This is a genomic window from Flavobacterium pokkalii, assembly GCF_014596575.1.
GTDB lineage: Bacteria > Bacteroidota > Bacteroidia > Flavobacteriales > Flavobacteriaceae > Flavobacterium > Flavobacterium pokkalii.
The window spans coordinates 14649-33450 of record NZ_NASZ01000024.1 but is presented as its reverse complement, the minus strand read 5'-3'; the positions used below and the strand labels follow the sequence as shown (position 1 = coordinate 33450).

16 protein-coding genes are annotated in these 18802 nt (G+C 34.6%); 6 read left to right on the top strand and 10 right to left on the bottom strand.

Features of this window, described 5'->3' with window-relative positions; translation table 11 throughout:
- Positions 1 to 92: 92 nt before the first annotated feature.
- Together prmA and B6A10_RS13730 are read left to right on the top strand one after the other, a co-directional pair.
- Entirely contained in the window at positions 93 to 926 is an 834-nt protein-coding gene (prmA, locus tag B6A10_RS13735; protein WP_188221322.1) for a 50S ribosomal protein L11 methyltransferase, read from the top strand.
- A gap of 46 nt (positions 927 to 972) precedes the next feature.
- The gene (locus tag B6A10_RS13730) at positions 973 to 1248 is read left to right on the top strand and encodes an ATP-dependent Clp protease adaptor ClpS (RefSeq protein WP_055092249.1); all 276 of its coding nucleotides are present in this window, start codon (positions 973 to 975) and stop codon (positions 1246 to 1248) included.
- A gap of 75 nt (positions 1249 to 1323) precedes the next feature.
- Here B6A10_RS13730 and B6A10_RS13725 read toward each other — a convergent pair whose 3' ends face one another.
- Both B6A10_RS13725 and B6A10_RS13720 read right to left on the bottom strand, forming a co-directional pair.
- Positions 1324 to 1737 carry a DUF6691 family protein gene (locus B6A10_RS13725; protein ID WP_188221321.1) on the bottom strand — a complete coding sequence of 138 codons (414 nt, stop codon included), beginning with the start codon at positions 1735 to 1737 and terminating at the stop codon, positions 1324 to 1326.
- 3 nt (positions 1738 to 1740) lie between these two features.
- Positions 1741 to 2298, bottom strand: a complete 558-nt coding sequence (locus B6A10_RS13720) for a YeeE/YedE family protein (protein WP_188221320.1) — start codon at positions 2296 to 2298, stop codon at positions 1741 to 1743.
- 291 nt (positions 2299 to 2589) lie between these two features.
- Here B6A10_RS13720 and B6A10_RS13715 point away from each other — a divergent pair, with 291 nt between their 5' ends.
- From B6A10_RS13715 to B6A10_RS13700, 4 genes are all read left to right on the top strand, one after another.
- Positions 2590 to 3018: a hypothetical protein gene (locus tag B6A10_RS13715; protein ID WP_055092958.1), complete on the top strand. Its 429-nt coding sequence runs from the start codon at positions 2590 to 2592 to the stop codon at positions 3016 to 3018.
- 97 nt (positions 3019 to 3115) lie between these two features.
- Positions 3116 to 3934: a 3-deoxy-8-phosphooctulonate synthase gene (gene kdsA / locus B6A10_RS13710; protein ID WP_055092257.1), complete on the top strand. Its 819-nt coding sequence runs from the start codon at positions 3116 to 3118 to the stop codon at positions 3932 to 3934.
- Positions 3935 to 3956: 22 nt separating this feature from the next.
- Positions 3957 to 4799, top strand: a complete 843-nt coding sequence (locus B6A10_RS13705) for a hypothetical protein (RefSeq protein WP_188221319.1) — start codon at positions 3957 to 3959, stop codon at positions 4797 to 4799.
- Between the two features lie 200 nt (positions 4800 to 4999).
- Positions 5000 to 6100 (top strand): PAS domain-containing sensor histidine kinase, encoded by a 1101-nt coding sequence (locus B6A10_RS13700; RefSeq protein ID WP_188221318.1) that lies wholly within the window; start codon positions 5000 to 5002, stop codon positions 6098 to 6100.
- A gap of 37 nt (positions 6101 to 6137) precedes the next feature.
- Here the strand turns inward: B6A10_RS13700 and B6A10_RS13695 are convergent, their stop codons facing one another.
- The 8 genes from B6A10_RS13695 to B6A10_RS13660 form a co-directional block, all read right to left on the bottom strand.
- Positions 6138 to 8069, bottom strand: coding sequence for a family 43 glycosylhydrolase (locus B6A10_RS13695; protein ID WP_188221317.1), 1932 nt, complete (start codon positions 8067 to 8069; stop codon positions 6138 to 6140).
- A 21-nt stretch (positions 8070 to 8090) separates the two neighbouring features.
- Positions 8091 to 8879 (bottom strand): glycerophosphodiester phosphodiesterase family protein, encoded by a 789-nt coding sequence (locus B6A10_RS13690; protein WP_231633664.1) that lies wholly within the window; start codon positions 8877 to 8879, stop codon positions 8091 to 8093.
- 69 nt (positions 8880 to 8948) lie between these two features.
- The gene (gene bglX / locus B6A10_RS13685) at positions 8949 to 11225 is read right to left on the bottom strand and encodes a beta-glucosidase BglX (RefSeq protein WP_188221316.1); all 2277 of its coding nucleotides are present in this window, start codon (positions 11223 to 11225) and stop codon (positions 8949 to 8951) included.
- 1 nt (position 11226) lies between these two features.
- Positions 11227 to 11925, bottom strand: coding sequence for a carboxylesterase family protein (locus B6A10_RS13680; protein ID WP_055092268.1), 699 nt, complete (start codon positions 11923 to 11925; stop codon positions 11227 to 11229).
- Between the two features lie 11 nt (positions 11926 to 11936).
- Positions 11937 to 13322: a glucoamylase family protein gene (locus B6A10_RS13675; protein ID WP_188221315.1), complete on the bottom strand. Its 1386-nt coding sequence runs from the start codon at positions 13320 to 13322 to the stop codon at positions 11937 to 11939.
- 93 nt (positions 13323 to 13415) lie between these two features.
- Complete coding sequence (locus B6A10_RS13670; protein WP_188221314.1) at positions 13416 to 14192, bottom strand: LamG domain-containing protein; 777 nt, start codon at positions 14190 to 14192, stop codon at positions 13416 to 13418.
- Positions 14193 to 14209: 17 nt separating this feature from the next.
- On the bottom strand, positions 14210 to 15685 hold the full coding sequence (locus B6A10_RS13665; RefSeq protein WP_188221313.1) for a RagB/SusD family nutrient uptake outer membrane protein: 1476 nt from the start codon (positions 15683 to 15685) through the stop codon (positions 14210 to 14212).
- Between the two features lie 18 nt (positions 15686 to 15703).
- Positions 15704 to 18706 (bottom strand): SusC/RagA family TonB-linked outer membrane protein, encoded by a 3003-nt coding sequence (locus tag B6A10_RS13660; RefSeq protein ID WP_188221312.1) that lies wholly within the window; start codon positions 18704 to 18706, stop codon positions 15704 to 15706.
- Positions 18707 to 18802 lie beyond the last annotated feature (96 nt).

The window sequence follows — 18802 nt, the reverse complement described above, 5'->3', positions numbered from 1 at the left end:
CATTTTAAGAAAGCGATAATTCATTTTATCGCTTTTTTTATTTTTCTAATTTCATCAAAGAGAAATACTACCTTTGCAAAAAATTAAATTTTATGTCAAATATTTATATCGCCTACCATTTTAGCATTGAACCAAAAGAACTGGGTTCAGAAATTTTAATTGCCGAATTGGGCGAATTAGCCTTTGAAAGTTTTACTGAAACCGAAACCGGAATTTCTGCCTTTGTACAAAAAGATTTATGGGACGAAATGATTTTGGAAAACGTACACATACTCCATTCGGAAGAATTTGAAATTGATTATACTTACGAAGAAATCGAACAGGTAAACTGGAATGAAGAATGGGAAAAAAACTTTGAACCGATTGATGTGGACGGAAGATGTCATGTGAGAGCGCCATTTCACCCAAAAACGAATGCTGAATTTGATATTCTAATCGAACCTAAAATGAGTTTTGGTACCGGACATCATGAAACCACACACATGATGATTCAACATCTTTTAGAAATGGATGTAACCGGAATGAAAACTCTGGATATGGGTTGCGGAACAGCAATTTTGGCTATTCTTGCCGAAATGAAAGGCGCACAACCTATTGATGCGATTGATATTGACAACTGGTGTTATTTGAACTCGATTGAAAATGCCGAGCACAACAATTGTACAAATATTAGTATTTATGAAGGCGATGCTTCTTTGTTAAAAGATAAAAAATACGATTTGATTATTGCCAATATCAACAGAAACATTTTGTTGAATGACATGCAGGCTTATGTGGACTGTTTAAATCCAAAAGGAACCTTATTACTAAGTGGTTTCTACAATGAAGACATTCCTTTTATTGATGCTGCCTGTACCGAAAAAGGGTTGACTTATGTTAAAAAATTCGAAAGAAACAACTGGGTTTCCTTAAAATACGTAAATTAGTACTCTGTTAAAAATCAAATATTTAAAAGTATTAAAAGCGATTACAATGAGTACGAAAGAAAAAGTTAGAGAAAGAATAAGCGTTCAGGAAGTTATTACAAAAAACAATGAAATTGTACTTTATAATGACGATGTAAATACTTTTGATCACGTAATTGAAACCTTAATGCGCGTTTGTGAACACACTCCTGAACAAGCCGAACAATGTTCCTTAATTGTTCATTACAATGGAAAATGTACGGTAAAAACAGGTTCAATGGATAAATTAAAACCACAATGTACGCAACTTTTAGAAGCCGGTTTGAGCGCTGAAATCATTTAATTAAAATAATTATACCCATAAAAAAAGCATTTTCTGAAATTTAGAAAATGCTTTTTTTTATAACTGAAAAACAAATTAATGAGGTAATTTGTCTTTAAAAGCACCGTAAATAAAGGTTCCTATCAAAGCTCCCAGTAAAACTAAAATTACACTGGTAAAACCGGCTCCAACCAGAATAAATATCGGTCCCGGACAGGATCCGGCCAAAGCCCATCCTAAACCAAAAATAATCCCCCCTACAATATAACGTACCGTTGCAGGCTCTTTATCCGGAATACAAATTGGAGCTCCCGAAAAATCTTTTAAATTATATTTTTTAATGATCTGAATTCCAATAAGTCCCGTTAACACTGCAACCATAATGATACCGTACATGTGGAAAGACTGAAACTGAAACATTTCATAAATGCGATACCAGGAAACGGCCTCGGCTTTGGTTAAAACAATTCCGAAAATAAATCCAACTAAAATAAACTTTATCAATTTCATACTTTATAGAATTAAGGGTAAAATAAAATGAACCATTATCAATCCGCCGATAAAAAATCCAATAACGGCTTTTAAAGAAGGAAGCTGTAAATTACTCAAGCCCGAAATAGCATGACCTGAAGTACATCCTCCGGCATAACGGGAACCAAAACCTATCATTATTCCCGCAATAATTAAAATCAAAATTGACTTTGGAGATTCGAAAACCTGATTAGAGAAAAGCGCATCGGGCATTAATTTTCCATTGGGTGCATCGATATTCATGGTTTGCAGCTGCTCAATAGTTTTGGGATTGATAGCAACATTCGAAGCATCACTTAAATAATGTGTAGCTACAAAACCGCCTAACATCGCTCCGGCTAACACCGCCAGATTCCAACGTTGTGATTTCCAATCCCAATCAAAAAAAGGCACTTTTTTTCCGGCTCCTGCCAAACTGCATAAGGTTCGCAAATTAGATGACATTCCGAAATTTTTCCCGAAAAAAATTAAGCTTAGCATCACTAAACCAATTAAAAAACCTGAAATATACCAAGACCAGGTATGATAAATTAATTCCATATTCTATTATTTTTATGCAAAGTTAAGCACTACGTTTTCAATTGAGTGTGAGAAATGTTACATAAGGCAAAAAACACCTTTTCAATTCAAAAAAAAGCAAAAAAGTACGCTAAACTTTGAAGTTCTCAATATCTTTGTAAGACAATTAAATACCACAGATTTTCTCTATTTCGAAATTAATTTAATTTTATGAAATCATTAGTTATATCTAATTTGCGTAAAAAATTACAAGAAAATAAAAAGCTTGTACTGTTTATAATCACTAAAAAATTAATTGCTGTATTAGTTTTAATGTTCTTGAGCAGTTCCTGTATCAGCACAAAATCAACCTTGAAAAATGTAAATAATAACGCGCCTATCCCTAAACTTTCCAGAGAAAACACCTTTATTATTACCGAATACAGTAAAGACAAAAAATACGGTTACAACAAAGACTACCCTATCAATATATTTTACTACAACACAAACAACGAACAGTTAAACGAAGAGCGTTTTCTAAACGCGCTGGCAGGTCCCAAAGGGGAAAAAATCACCTATACGAAAATGGAAACCTGCTGCCCTTTTCCTTCCAAAAGAACTTCTATGGGAGCGGGTTTTTTAAATGTTTATGAGATTCGATGGGAAGGTCAAAAAAAACCAATTACCTTATATCTGAATATTTACGAAAAAGGATTTTTAATGTGCCCAATGGGATTAAGCATTAAAAAAATCAATCCATAAAAATCTTTTTTCACCAGAATTTCAATATCAAAAAAATAGAATTTTAAAACGTCAAGTCGCAAATCATAACTACCTTTGCAACTTCAAAAAATCACCTATGAACATACAAAATATTCCCCAAATTAAGCATGCCGAAAGTGGTAATTTCTTTTTGCTTTCAGGTCCGTGCGCCATTGAAGGAGAAGAAATGGCTTTGCGTATTGCCGAAAAAATTGTTGGCATTACTGATAAATTACAAATTCCTTATGTTTTTAAAGGTTCTTTCAAAAAAGCCAATCGTTCCCGAATTGACAGTTTTTCAGGAATTGGCGATGAAAAAGCCTTAAAAATCCTTCGAAAAGTTTCTGAAACTTTTCATATTCCAACGGTAACGGACATCCACACCAATGAAGATGCTGATAAAGCAGCTCAATACGTTGATGTTTTACAAATTCCTGCCTTCTTAGTTCGTCAAACGGATTTGGTTGTGGCTGCTGCCAACACAGGAAAAACAGTCAACCTGAAAAAAGGACAATTTATGAGTCCGGAAAGTATGAAACACGCCGTACAAAAAGTATTGGACTGCAACAATCAAAATGTAATGGTTACGGATCGCGGAACGATGTTTGGTTATCAGGATATGATTGTAGATTTCAGAGGGATTCCTACCATGCAACAATATGCATCAACCGTACTGGATGTTACCCATTCGTTACAACAACCTAATCAAACTGCCGGAGTTACCGGAGGTCGTCCCGATATGATTGAAACTATTGCCAAAGCCGGAATTGCTGTTGGTGTAGATGGAATTTTTATCGAAACACATTTTGACCCAGCTAATGCCAAAAGTGATGGCGCTAATATGTTGCACTTAGATTATTTTGAAGATCTGATGACCAAATTAGTCGCTATCAGAAAAACAGTTAACGCATTCTAATCTTTAATTCTATAAATAAATCGTGAAAAAATTAATTACTGCTGCCTTTGTTGCTTTTTTATTTGTGAACAATCTGAGCGCACAGGAAGAAATAAAAGTTCAGGACAAATATACCGCTCACAACAAAGGAAAATTCTTTATTAGCTGGGGAGGAAATCGCGAAAGCTACACAAAATCGGATGTTACTTTTAAAGGTGACGGTTATAATTTTACCGTAGAAAATATGAAAGCCCACGATAAACCAAAAGGTTGGCATATTGATTATATTAATCCTTCCCGAATGACTATCCCACAAACCAATTTCCGTTTGGGATATTTCTTCAGCGACCATTACAGCGTAACTGTAGGTGTGGATCACATGAAATATGTGATGACACAAAATCAAATGGCTAAAGTTAACGGAAACATCAATATTGGTTCTGAATTTGATGGAACTTACAATCATGAATTGAAGGAAATGACACCTGAATTCTTGATGTACGAACACACAGACGGTTTAAATTACGTTCATACAGAGGTTTCAAGATTTGATGACATTTCTTCTTTATTTAAACTTCCCAATACCGACAAAGTGCAAATTAACTTAACAGAAGGTTTGGGTGCCGGTCTTTTATATCCTCGAACGAATACTACTTTACTAGGGAAAGAACGTCATGATGATTTTCACGTTTCCGGATATGGTCTTTCGGCAAAAGCAGGTTTGAATTTTACCTTCTTTAAACATTTTTACCTTCAGGGAGAATTAAAAGGCGGTTACATCAACATGCAGGACATCCGAACTACGCAAAGTCCAACAGACAAAGCGGCTCAGGATTTCTTCTTTTTCCAACGAATTATAGCTTTTGGAGGAATTTTTAAAATATAATTCAATTCTTTCAAGACTATTTTTTTTACTATACATAGGTTTGTTATTTTTATTACAAACCTCTTTTTTTATACTAAAAAACAGCACTAAAAGACAAATAAATACTGCTCAGTTCCAAAAAAAAATTACTTTTGTTTAAAGATTCCCCAAATCTCTTGCAAACCTATTTACTTGTAATATGCCTGTTGTAGTAAATATTTATGACTAAAAACAAAGAAAAAGCCATTCTCAATACTCTTGATGCTTTTAATAACTTCGAAAAATTTTTTGACAGTTCTCATGATTTATTTTGTGTGGCCGGATACGATGGTTATTTCAAAAGAATCAATCCGGCGGTTTCTAAAGTCTTAGAATACAGCGAAGAAGAATTATTTGCACGCCCTATTAATGATTTTGTCTACCAAAGTGATAAAGAAAGAACTAATACGGCACGAAATGAACTCAGAATCCGAATTCCTTTATTCGATTTTGAAAACAGGTATTTAACCAAAAGCGGACAAATTGTATGGCTTTTATGGACATCCATTCCTATTGAAGAAGAGCAACTTATCTATGCCGTTGCAAAAAATATTACTCACAAAAAAGAATTAGAAAAAGAACGAAAACTACATCTCAAAAAACTCACCGAAATCAACAACGAATTCAAACAACTGAGTTATTCAACTGCACATGATTTACGATCACCGGTAAACAATATGCTGGCGATTTTTGATTTGATGGAAACCGAAGATATTAAAAACGAAGAAACGCTGGAGTTTATCAATATTCTTAAAACCACAGCAGATACTTTAAAAGAAAGTTTAAACGAATACATCAAGCTTTTAAACGCTCAAAATCAAAGTGAAACACAACTGGAGGAAATTGATTTAAAAGATACTTTGGATGAAGTTTTTCTTTCTATCAATTCTTTAATTCAAAACTCAGAAGCTTCTATTAGCGTAGATTTTTCGGAAGTTCAAAAAATTAATTTCAATAAATCTTATCTCAAAAGTATCTTTTTGAATTTAATTACCAACTCCATAAAATATGCTAAACCAAATACTTTAGCCTCGATTGCTATTCGTTCAAAAATAAATAACGGTAAAACACAATTGATTATTTCGGACAACGGAATCGGATTTGACATGGACAAAGTGAAAGATAAAGTCTTTGGTTTGCACCAAAAGTTTAGCAATCATAACGACAGCAACGGAATTGGATTATATCTTGTTTACAATCAAATTACAACTTTAGGAGGTCAAATTACACTTGACAGTACAATAAATGAAGGGGCGACTTTTACTATAACTTTTAAGAGTTAATTTTTTGAACAAAAAAATGAAATTATCCTTAATTCAATTATTTAACTACAATGATTTTATTTTTTTTACCAATACCATTTTCATTAAAAGCTTCAATAGTAAAATAATAAGTCGTTCCTTTATCTAAACCTCTAAAATCATACGAATTATCTCCATAAACCATAATATTATTATATAATTTATCCGGAGCAATTCCATAATAAATTGTATAACCAACAGCATCATTTTGTTTTTTCCAAGAAATCATTGCATTCCTGGAATCTAATTGATTTCGGTCAACCTTAAACGAAGAAACAGCTTTTGGCTTATTTGCCAAACCATTTCCAAAAACCCTGAAATCAGAAATAGCAAACAGTCCGGAAGCATTATGAACATTAAGCATTTTTATAAAACGTGCTTTAAATGGTTTGCTTAATTCTACATAATCATGAGGTACATCTTTATCATTTTTTGATTTATCCACCACCAAAGTCCAATTTTGAACGTCATCTGACATGTAAATTTTATACTGATAATAAATATCCATCGCTTTATTGTATTGCGTGGCTTTATGATCGGCATAATTAATTTGTAAAGCGTTGATTTCCATTGGTCGTCCTAAATCTATTTGAAGCCATTCACCAGGGCTAGCCGTTTTAGCCGACCAATACGTTTGAATATTTTCGTCGGTTAAATTTTCAGAATTGTAACAAAATCTCTCGAATACTTTTTTTTCGCCATTATCCATTCTGTTAGTTTCAACTTCCATACATTCTTCAAAAGAAGAAACGCTTACCGGTTTTTTATAAGAAAGTAACATCCAGCCTGAAGACGCTCCGCTAGTCTGATTACGCTGACTTGTAGGCAACACAATTGGAAAATCACCATAAGCGGTAATAGAATACATGACATCATCTTTATCAAATCCGGCAGGAAACATATCAATACGACGTTCAAAACGATCTTTAATGGAAATTTTACAGGTTCCTGTATTCCAATAATTTCCGTAATTATCAGCGAAAGTATTTCCGTGTCCCGCTCCTATTACAAATCCGCCCGGTTTATATGACATCGGATTATGTTTTTGATAAACAAAAGGGCCAAGAGGATGATTACCAACATGAACGCCGTTTGCATAACCTTTAAATTCCGTTGCCGGAGCACCATATTGCATGTAATATTTACCATTATGCTTAGTCATCCAGGCTCCTTCTATAAAATTTCCCCAAGGCGCGGGTTCCATATCATTATTAGGTCCAAAACGCTCCCATCCATGTTGCGAAGGATCTAAACCAACGACCACCTTAGCCTCTCCATACGGATGCTGAATATCCTCAACCTCTGTTGCTTCGTATAATTTTGCATAATCTGCCTGATTCCCTTTTGGTAACCAGGTTTTGTAATCAACCTCAACACCTACCAAAGGTAATTTTCCACTGGAACCATAATACATATACACTTTTTTATCATCATCCTGAAAAATAGCGGGATCCCATGTGGGCAACATCGCCTGATTTACATGACGAGTCCATCTTCCGGATTTTGGATTAGCCGTTTTCCAGATAGGATGGTCTCGTTTCCAGGTAGAACCCACATAAAACAAAGTATCATTTACCACCCAGGCTGCCGGAGCACACTGGTCGTCATCGCCGGGTTGTCTTTGAAAACTTCCGTAAACAAAATTCCAATCGGACATATCTTTACTCCAAAAAAATCCTGCCTGATTAGTCGCAAATAAATAATATTCGCCTTTATAGGTAATGATAACCGGATCGGCACTGGAACGCCGCGAAACCGGAATTCCATTATGATTATAAGTCGTATAATTGTAACCAATGTTTATTGGATTACAAAAAGTTGTTGCCGGTTTTTCGGGATCAAACCACTCAGTTTTGTTCGAATTTACTGTTTGCTGCGCCAAAATATTATTGACACCAAACAACAAAAAAAATAAAACAACTAAGGAAAATAGTTTCTCGTTTTTTTTCATGTTAGTATAATTTTAAAAAAATTATTTTTCCGATTGTAGCCTTTCAATTAATAACTCCGGCTCATTAGTAGTAATAAAATTGAATTGATGGGCTATTATCCAATTCATCTCAACCGTATCGTTTACCGTCCAGACATTTAGAATAATATTATTTTCTTTAGCTTCTTTAATCCATTCCGGATGTTTTTTAAAAACTGAATAATGATAATCAATGCCATTAATTTGGTCAGCTTTGACTTCTTTAGGTGATTTATTTCCTTCTAAATATTGCAAAGAAGCTTTGGTGTCCACACTTCTGATTTGTTTTAAAATATCATAATCAAAACTAATGTAAACTGTAATTTTTTCAGCTTTGAGTTTTTTAATGGTTTCAACCACTTTTAGAGCGGTCATTTTCCCTCTTTCCTTGCTAATCGTGGAAGGTTTTATTTCGCATACTAAAAGAGTGTTTTTATTACTTCTTTTCCCTTCTTTGATATATTCGTTAAAAGTAGGTAATTGCTCTCCGTTAGCCAGTTTAAATTTTATTAAACTGGCATAATTGGTTTCCTCAATAAGCAATTTGTTATAATGAGCATCGTGATTAATAACCAGCGAATCATCGGCTGTTCTCCAGACATCAAATTCAGAGCCTGCGAGTTTTAAATCGATGGCACGTCTTAAAGCAGCAATTGAATTTTCGGGTAAATTATTTTTTTTCCACGCTCCGCGATGCGCCACAACAGCATTCATTTTCACACCACAGGAGGAAATAAGTAAAAACAACAAAAGAATAACACTGTAAACCGCTTTTCTCAAAAAAATCATCATACTAATACTTCTCTCTTTGGGAGAAAAAAGCCCTTCAAAAGAAGAGCTTTTAACCAATTAATAAACCAACTATTTAACTAACTCGAAACTTACTTTATTTTCTACAGCAGAATCTTTTCCAACAAAAACTTCAAACTGTCCCGGTTCGGCTACAAATTGTAAATCAGAATTATAGAATTTTAAATCTTCAACTGAAACCTCAAAACTCACTGTTTTCGCCTCCCCTTTTTTAAGGAATATTTTTTGGAATCCTTTTAATTCTTTTAACGGTCTTGTTACAGAACCTACTAAATCTCTAATATACAATTGCACTATTTCTTTTCCGTCATAATTCCCTGTATTAGCAACATCAATACTTACTTTTAATTTTCCGTCAAAATTCATTTTATCAGATGAAATTTTCAGATTTGAATAATCAAAATTAGTATAGCTCAATCCATACCCAAATGGATATAAAGGCTCATTTCTTTCATCTATATAATTAGACCTGAATTTTTCAAATTTGCCTTCCTTATTCATCAAAGGTCTTCCTGTATTTTTTTGATTGTAATAAATAGGCACCTGACCAACGCTTCTTGGAAAGCTAGTCGTTAATTTTCCCGATGGATTTTCATTTCCGTATAAAACATCCGCAATGGCATAACCAGCTTCACTTCCAGCAAACCAGGCATTTAAAATGGCCGGTACCGTTTTATTTTCCTGAACCAATACCAAAGGTCTTCCGGTAAATAAAACCAACACAACCGGCTTGCCTGTTTTTAGTAATTCCTGTAATAAATCTTTTTGCGCCTGTGGAATTTCAAGATTAGTTCTACTGCTACTTTCCCCGCTCATCTCCGCCGATTCTCCTAAAGCAGCAATAATTACATCGGCCTGATTAGCGACTTTTAACGCTTCGTTAGTTAATTCTTCTTGGGTTCTGTTATCTCTGTGAAGGGTTTTGCCAAACATTGTCGCTTTCTCTTCAAAAACGGCATCATAATCTAAATTACTTCCTTTGGCATAAAGAACTTTTGCATTATTACCTACTACTTCTTTAATTCCTGCAATTAATGAAATCGATTTATCCATATTAGTAGCCACACTCCAGGTTCCCGCCATATTTTCTTTGGCATCCGCCAAAGGACCAATAATAGCCACAGTTGCTGATTTTTTTAATGGTAAAATTTGATTCATATTTTTTAATAAAACCAGAGATTGAGCCGAAATTTTACGGGCTTCTGTTCTGTTTGCCATGGTGTAAACCTCCGTTTTAGCTCTTTTTACATCACAATATTTATATGGATTCTGGAATAATCCTAAGTCATATTTGGCTTCCAAAATAAGTCGTACCGCATTATCAATTTGTGCCAAAGTCACTTTATTTTCTGCCAAAGATTTTTTCAACGTCGTTAAAAATCCTTCTCCTACCATATCCATTTCAATTCCAGCATTCAAGGCTAAAGCAGAAACAGTTTGTAAATCTCCCATTCCGTGGGCGATCATTTCGGGAATTCCGGTATAATCAGTAACTACAAAACCTTTAAAACCCCATTGCTTTCTTAAAACATCTGTCATCAACCATTTGTTTCCAGTAGCAGGAATCCCATCTACTTCATTAAACGATGCCATCACCGAACCTACACCAGCATCAACAGCAGCTTTGTAAGGCGGAAAATAATCATTGTACATTTTGATTCTGCTCATATCAACCGTATTATAATCTCTACCTCCATCCGGAGCACCGTATAGAGCAAAATGTTTTACGCAGGCCATAAGAGTATTATTTTTAGACAAATCATTTTGCTGATAGCCATTAACCATAGCTTTAGCCACCTGACTTCCTAAATAAGGGTCTTCTCCGGATCCTTCAGAAATTCTTCCCCAACGCGGATCACGGGAAATATCAACCATAGGTGAAAATGTCCAGTTGATACCGTCAGCACTCGCTTCCTGAGCGGCAATTTGAGCACTTTTTTCTATTAATTTCATATCCCAGGTACACGATAAGCCCAATGGAATAGGAAAAGTTGTTTCGTAACCATGAATAACATCCATTCCAAAAAGAAGTGGAATTTTCAATCTGCTTTTCTCTAAGGCAATTCGCTGTACTTCCTTAATTTTCTCTACCGATTTGATATTAAACAAACCGCCTACTTTTCCTTCAGCAATATTTTTAGCAATATCAGAACTGTTTGCCTGACCGGTTGTAATATCTCCTGAAGTGGGTAAATTAAGCTGACCTATTTTTTCATCCAAAGTCATTTTTGACATTAAGTCATTAACAAATTCGGCTTTAGGTTTAATTTTTTGTCCAAAGCAGAAAAAAGAACATACTAAAAAGAATAATGTTATTTTGTTTCTCATTTTATTTAATTTTTTGTTTTAACATCCATTCGTAAATCTCAGAAGCATCATAAACTCTGGTCCAACTGTCGTGGTTGGCATCATCAAAAATGGTCAATTGAATATTAGAATTACATTTTTGAAGCTTTTTATAAATTGAAATCGAATAATTGACATCTACCACATCGTCTAATAAACCATGAAAAATCTGAATCGGAATATCTTTTAATTTACAATTTTCAATCATTGGAATTCGATCAACAAAACCTGCAATGGGCACCAAAGCGGCAAACATTTCAGGATGGGCAAAAGCTAAATTCCAGGCTCCCCAAGCCCCCATACTGAGTCCAGTTAAATAAATTCGATGAGAATCAATTTTATTCTCTTTTTGAATTTTTAAAATCAAATGATATAATACCTCCGAATTCCAATATTCATTTTCCGGACACTGAGGCGCCAAAACATAAGCATCAATTGAATTATTTTTTAAATATTTAAATGGCCCGTGGACTTTTACTTTTTCAATATCAGTTCCTTTTTCTCCCGAACCGTGAAGAAAAACAATCAACGGTTTATTTTCTTTGACTTCTTTAGGTACATATAAAGCATAATTCAATTCCTTTTTTTGAATGATTTCTGTTTTAAATGTGCCTTTTGTTTGAATTTGAGCAAAGGCAAAATGGGTAAAAATGATAAAAAATAAATAACTGTGTTTTTTCATATTAAGGATATTTATGGGGTCAAATTGTATTTACCGGATTCAAAATCTAACTTGCTTAAACCTTGTTTAACTTCTATTGCATTCATAAATAATTTCCATAACAATCCTGTTCGATAATTTTCAATCATTGGAGCAATTGTTCCCTGATCAATTGCCAGATAACGAGGTGTTACCCAATTATACTGAGGAGAAAAAGCGTCATAAGGACCTGCAATACCAACATATTGTGCTTTATGTTCATCGTACAGATAATGTAAAAATTTCATAGCTTCAACCGGTGCAAAAGGAAATGATGACAAAGCCGCTGTGGGCGAAATTACTCCGGTGTCATTATTCGGCTGATGTGCAGTATAGCCCGTTGTTCCGTCGGCATTTCGGGTATAACTGGCAGTCAGTCCCCAACATTTATCTGAATAATCTTTCCAGTTATGTGGATTTGCAATACTGTACTGAATCATAATTTTAGCATGATTTTGGGTCAAAACACCATAATCTGCATATTTATCTTTCAAACCGTTTGGATCTAGCCCCAAATAAGAGTAATGCGACCAAAACATTGGTCCTACATTTCCGGTAGCTCCATTATAATTAAAAATGACGGGGATTCCGTATTGATAACCGCCATTTACAATAGCACCGCTTCTGGCCCAGCCTTTATGATAAGCATCAGCTGAAATAGGATGTGTAGGGGAAGAAGCTGCCATGATATAAGTAATCAAACATTCATTATACCCTTCCAGCTTAAAATTCATTTCCCAACCGTAATTAGGAGACCAATGCCAGTAAAGAGCATCCTCGCCTTTGGTGTACCAATCCCATTCTACTCCTCTCCAAAGTTCGTCAGCCTTGGCGGCTAAATCTCTTTCAGCTGCATTTCCATCTTTAAAATACTCTCTAATGGTAATCAAAGCCTGGCAAACAAAAGAAGTTTCCACTAAATCTCCTCCATTATCTTTAGTGCCAAAAGGAATTACTTTTCCGTCTTTATTGTCCATCCAATGTGGCCATGCACCATAAAAACGATCGGCTTTTTCAAGAAAATTTAAAGCTGTTGCTAATCTGGAAATGGCTTCGGCTCGTGGTAAAAAACCTCTTTCTACCCCAACAATGATACTCATCAATCCAAATCCGGAACCGCCAGTGGTAATAATATTTGCTTCAAAACCGGGATCGCCAATGATATATCTTTCTCTGGCTAATTTAGAATTTGCATCTGCATAATCCCAAAAATACTTAATTGCATCCTTTTGAACTAGGTCCAATGCTTCGGTATCAGTTAATGGATTTACAGGATTTATTGGAGTTGTTGTTTCCTCATTCTTCGTCTTCTCTGGTGAAGAAGAAGAGCAGGCTCCAAAAACACTCAAAAAAAGAATTATATATAAACTGCTTTTCATTTTTTTTTACTTATGTGATAATTAAAGAGATAGAAAAATACATCCGGATATTAATTTATACCCAGATGTATATAATTTTCTATTAAAAAAGTATTAATTCATCAGACTGACTATTTCAGTTTGAGTAAGAACTTTATTAAAAACTTTTATTTCATCATACAAACTATTATCCGACTTATGTCCCCAATAAGAAAAAGTAGGCCCACCGGAACCAATTAGAAAATCTACACATCCTGTAAAATTTAACGGACTGGAGAATGAACTTGTTCTTTGAAGAACGCCGTTGAAATAAATTTTAGATTCGGTTGCAGAAATAGTAAGTGTAATATAAACCCAATTATTATCTACAGTTAATACTCCTCCATCATTCCATGATTCACCCGTTCCAATACCGGCATTCAATTTTATGGTTTGAGAAGATCCGTTTCCTTCTCTGAACAAACGAAAACCATATTTTCGTCCGTCATCTCCCGTAATTGAAGGATTTCCAACTACGACTAATCCTGATCTATCAGGCGCTGCATTCACTTTATACCAAAATGCAACTGTTAACTCATTAGTTCCAAACAAGCCTTTCACCGGATAGGTTATATAAGAATCTGTAGCTCCCATAAAAGAGTACTCTCCTACTTTGGGATCTCCTAAACTGGAATTTCCAACTTTAGTAGCAGGAGCTCCGTTTATAGAATTAAGATAATATGTATTATTAAACTCTGCAAAAAGGGTTTCTCCATCCAGAGGCGTATAATTGCCCACGTCAGTTGGATAATCTCCTAATTCCGGTCTTTCCATATCCTGACATCCCATAAATGCTAATGAAATAAGCAGTATCCCAAAGTTTCTCTTTATAATTGATTTATTAATATTCATGATTTTAACTTTAAAAATTAGTAATTAGGATTTTGAACTAATATCCCTCCAGATTGATCAATAGCAGTTTGCGGAATTGGATAATATTGGTTTTTAGCCTGATATCCCAAACCACCTAAAACTGCCGGAGCATCACCCCATCTTACCAAATCATAAAATCGTTCATTTTCCATGGCAAGTTCAATTCTTCTTTCGTGCTTTATAGCTGTTCTTAAACCCGTCTGGCTCAAATCTGTTACTTTAGGTAAAACAGCACTTGTACCTCTTGCCCTGGCTCTAATCATTTCTAAATAATCGGATGCTTTGGTTGCGTTTCCTGATTCATTTGCCGCTTCAGCAGCCATTAATATTACATCGGCATATCTTAAAATTTTAATATTTTTCCAATGATTTTTATTTTCTCCGTAACTCTGTCTGATACTAGGAGTTGTATAAGCTTTTTTGTTCCAATAGGGTTGATCTAATGGTGGACTGTTCGGAACAGTTAAACCAAAACCATCATTTTGCCCAGAAAAAAGGATTGTAGCTTCTTTTCGAGGATCACCAGCTTCATAAGCATCCACTAAATTTTGAGTTGGAACATTAAATCCCCAACCTAAATCCCAGGTACTTGAGCCACGTACCCCTTGAGATTCCCAATAATTGTTAGAATAATTAACCCCTGCAATTCTTACAAATTGTACTTCAAAAATGGATTCTTTTGAATTATCACCCGTTTCAGAAAATAAGGTAACATAGGAGTTATCCAATACATATTGTTCAGAATTAATAACTAATTCACTTTTTTCTAAAGATTTAGTCCAATTACCCTGATATAAATATAATTTTGCCAATAGAGCATTCGCAAAGCCTTTGGTGGCTCTCCCCGGATAAGCTGGCCAACTATCCGGTAACTTGGAAGCAGCAAATTCTAAATCACTAATAATTTGAGCATCAACTTCTGCAACAGTCGATTTGGCCTTAATACCATCACTTGGAACAACAATTTTCTTTAAAATAATTGGTACTTCACCATAATCTCTGCGCAAATCAAAAAAGGCAAATCCTCTGATTGCCATAGCTTCAGCTTTATTAATCATCGTTCCCTCATCTGTTAAACCAGATTCATCAATATCTACAATTAAATCGTTACAGGCAAAAATCAAACTATAATGTCCGTCCCAATAAGCAGCAAACTCTGCCGGAGAATATTGAAACTTATCCATAACATTCCCTCTGGTTGCAGCATCCGTTGCTGTACTTCCTTTTTGAGCGTCATCAGAACGAATACTTTGAAACCAATATCTGTCCCAATTAGTTACTCCTTCCTGAGTTCTGATTTTTCCATATAAACCAAATGCTTTTTCTTCGTATCCTCCTGCTGTTAAATCACCTTCTGTTGCAGTTCCTAATGGCTTTCTGTCTAAAAATTCATCATCATTACATGAATTTAAAACTGTTACTGCTAACAAAGCAAAAAGTGATAATTTGATGATATATTTATAATTTTTCATTTTTCTTTATTTTAAATTTTAAAAAGTCACATTCAATCCTAATGTCATGATTGTCGGGATTGGATATCCTCCTGTATCTCTACCAAAAGAGGTTGGTGTTCCACCTGCTTCTGGTGTAAAACCGGAATTATTAGCCCATGTTACCAAGTTCTGTGCATTAACATAAACTCTTAATCCTTGAATGTTTATTCTTTTTAATAATTGAGCATCAAAATTATATCCCAGTTGAATATTTCTTAGTCTTAAATAACTGCCATCTTCAATCATATAAGTTGAATTCAGTTTATTATATCCTGATCCGTCATTAAGTCTTGGTTCCCAATTCGAAGTACCTGCTCCATTCCATCTGTCTAATCGAGCTGTTCTGTAATTGAATTTAGCAAAAGTGGATCCATTACCCCAGTCTCTATAAATTTCATTCCCATAAACTCCTTGAAAATCTATAGAAAAACTAAAATTTTTATAGGTAATATTTCCTGAAAATCCATAAGTAAAATCAGGACTTGGGTTACCAATAATAGTTCTGTCATCTGTAGTAATCTGTCCATCACCATTTACATCTTTGAATTTTAAATCTCCCGGTGCATAGTTCCCAAGAGTACTGGGAGCAGAAGCTATAATATCGGCATAAGATTGATAAACGCCTTCTACTTTATAGCCGTAAAAAGAACCAATCGGAGCACCTGCGGTTAAAATAGATGGTCCGTCAAACACTTCAAAACCATCAATATAAACTGATTTTACTTTATTCTTAAGTGTTGCTAAATTTCCGCTAACAGAATAAGTAAAATCATCATTTATCTTATCGTTCCAGGAACCAGAAAACTCAAATCCTTTATTCGAAATTTCTCCTGCGTTGGTATAAAATTTTTCACTTCCCAAATCTACAAATGTCAATAAGTTATCAGTGGTTTTATTATAATAGGTTGTTTCAAATTTCAACCTGTTTTTTAAGGTTGATAATTCAAATCCTGCTTCATAAGAGGTCACTGTTTCCCACTCTAAATTTGGATTATTTCTATAGGCTAAAACATAAGCCGGCACTAAGGATTCCCCAAAAACGGCCGAAGAACCCGTAGTATAATTAGGTTGTGACGGATAATGAACTCCTGAATATTGATTCCCTAAAATACCATAAGAGCCTTTCACTTTAAGTTGATCAAAAATCGTTTGATTTTCCATGAATTTCTCTTTGGTTACATCCCAGGCAGCACCTACTGACCAAAAATTCTGAAATCTGTTTGCTTCACTAATTTCCGAAGAACCATCACGTCTAAAAGAAGCATTCAAAATATATTTTCCATCATAATTGTACAAAACACGACCTAGATAAGAAACGGTGGCTCTGTCCCATTGATCAGAATTTGACAAACGTGTCGTTGGATCACCAAAAGGATAAGTATTTAGATACCACCATCTTTTGTCATAAGGTATTGGATCACCATTTACATATTGCTTTACTGTACCACTAACAGACTCGTATCCTTCCTGATATCTGGTATAACCTGCTAAAGCAGTCAAATTATGGTTTCCAAAAGACTTCTCATAAGTAAACAAATAGTCTTGTTGTGTTTTTTGAGTATCGCTTTTGAATTGGTTTACATTAGTCAATGCATTTCCGGCATACAATGTTGTTTCTCCTGTTTCTCCTACATAAATATTAAATACCGGAGTATATCCTCTTCCTTTACTGTATCCTAAATCGGCTAAGTAAGCTGCACGGAATTTCAAACCTGAAAAAAGTTTAAACTCAGCAAAAACATTTCCAACATATCTGGAATCTCTATTCAACTGAGTATATTTTTTCCCCTCAACATTTGCTAAAGGATTCCCTATTTGAGCACCACCAATTTCAATGGGCAATTGATTGTACAATCCAAATTCGCTGTTATAAGGAGCTACAATTGGAGTGGCATTCAAAGAAGATATAAAATCATGCAATTGAGGCATTCTGGCATCATATCCATTAAAACCAATCCCTACTTTTATCCCATCAGTAATTTGAACTTCATCATTGATATTGAAAGTGAATTTTTTAAATTTTTCATTTTCAATCAAACCTTCTTCTGCATGATAACCCGCACCTAAATAAAATTTATTCTTTTCGGTTCCGTTAGAGATACTTATATTATGTATAAATTGATTAGCACTATTATTTTCAATAATATTTACCCAATTTGTATTGGCGCTAAATTTATCGTAATAAGCATAAGGCGAAGCCCCTTCGTTAACTCTTTGCTCATCATACAACATTTTGAATTGAGAAGCATTAGTCATTGAAGGTTTATTAGGTATCGTTTTAATTCCTATGGAAGAACTCAAATTTACTGTAGTAACACCACTTTTAGCTTTTTTGGTAGTAATGATAATAACACCATTCGCACCTCGAACACCAAAAATCGCCAGAGAAGAAGGATCTTTTAAAACTTCCATCGATTCAATATCATTTGGATTGATAAAACTGATATTATCATTTAAAATCCCATCCACCACATATAATGGTTTCGTTTGGTATCTACTTACTGTACCTCTAATTCTAACATCAGGATCTTCTCCTGGTTTACCGGTATTCACAACAGACAAACCTGCTACTTTACCCTGAATTGATGAGACTGGATTCGCATTTGGTTTATCCGCTACTTGCTTGCCTTCTACTTTAACAATAGATCCTGTTAAATCCCTTTTCTTGGCTGTTCCATACCCAATAACCACAACCTCTTTTAAAACAGTATCTGCTGCTTCTTTTAAAGTAACTGTCATTGGTGTATTCGTTGCTGGTATAGAAGCTGTTTCAAGACCTATCATCGAAATTTTTAAAATTTCTCCCGCCTTAGCATTTATGGTGAAGTTCCCATCAAAATCTGTTACAGTAGAAGTTTTAGACTCGACAGCAATAACATTGGCTCCGGGAAGTCCCAATCCACTACTGTCAACTACTTTTCCTTTAATTGCCTGTACCTGTCCGGACATATAAGCCGGAAGCAATAGGAGTGCTAAAAAGCTAAAAATTAAATTTTTCATATGGTTAATAAATGTTAAAGTTAGTAGAGCCAAATTAAACAATTACAACCGTAGAACACATCAAATTACACTACTACACAGCCACATCATTACACC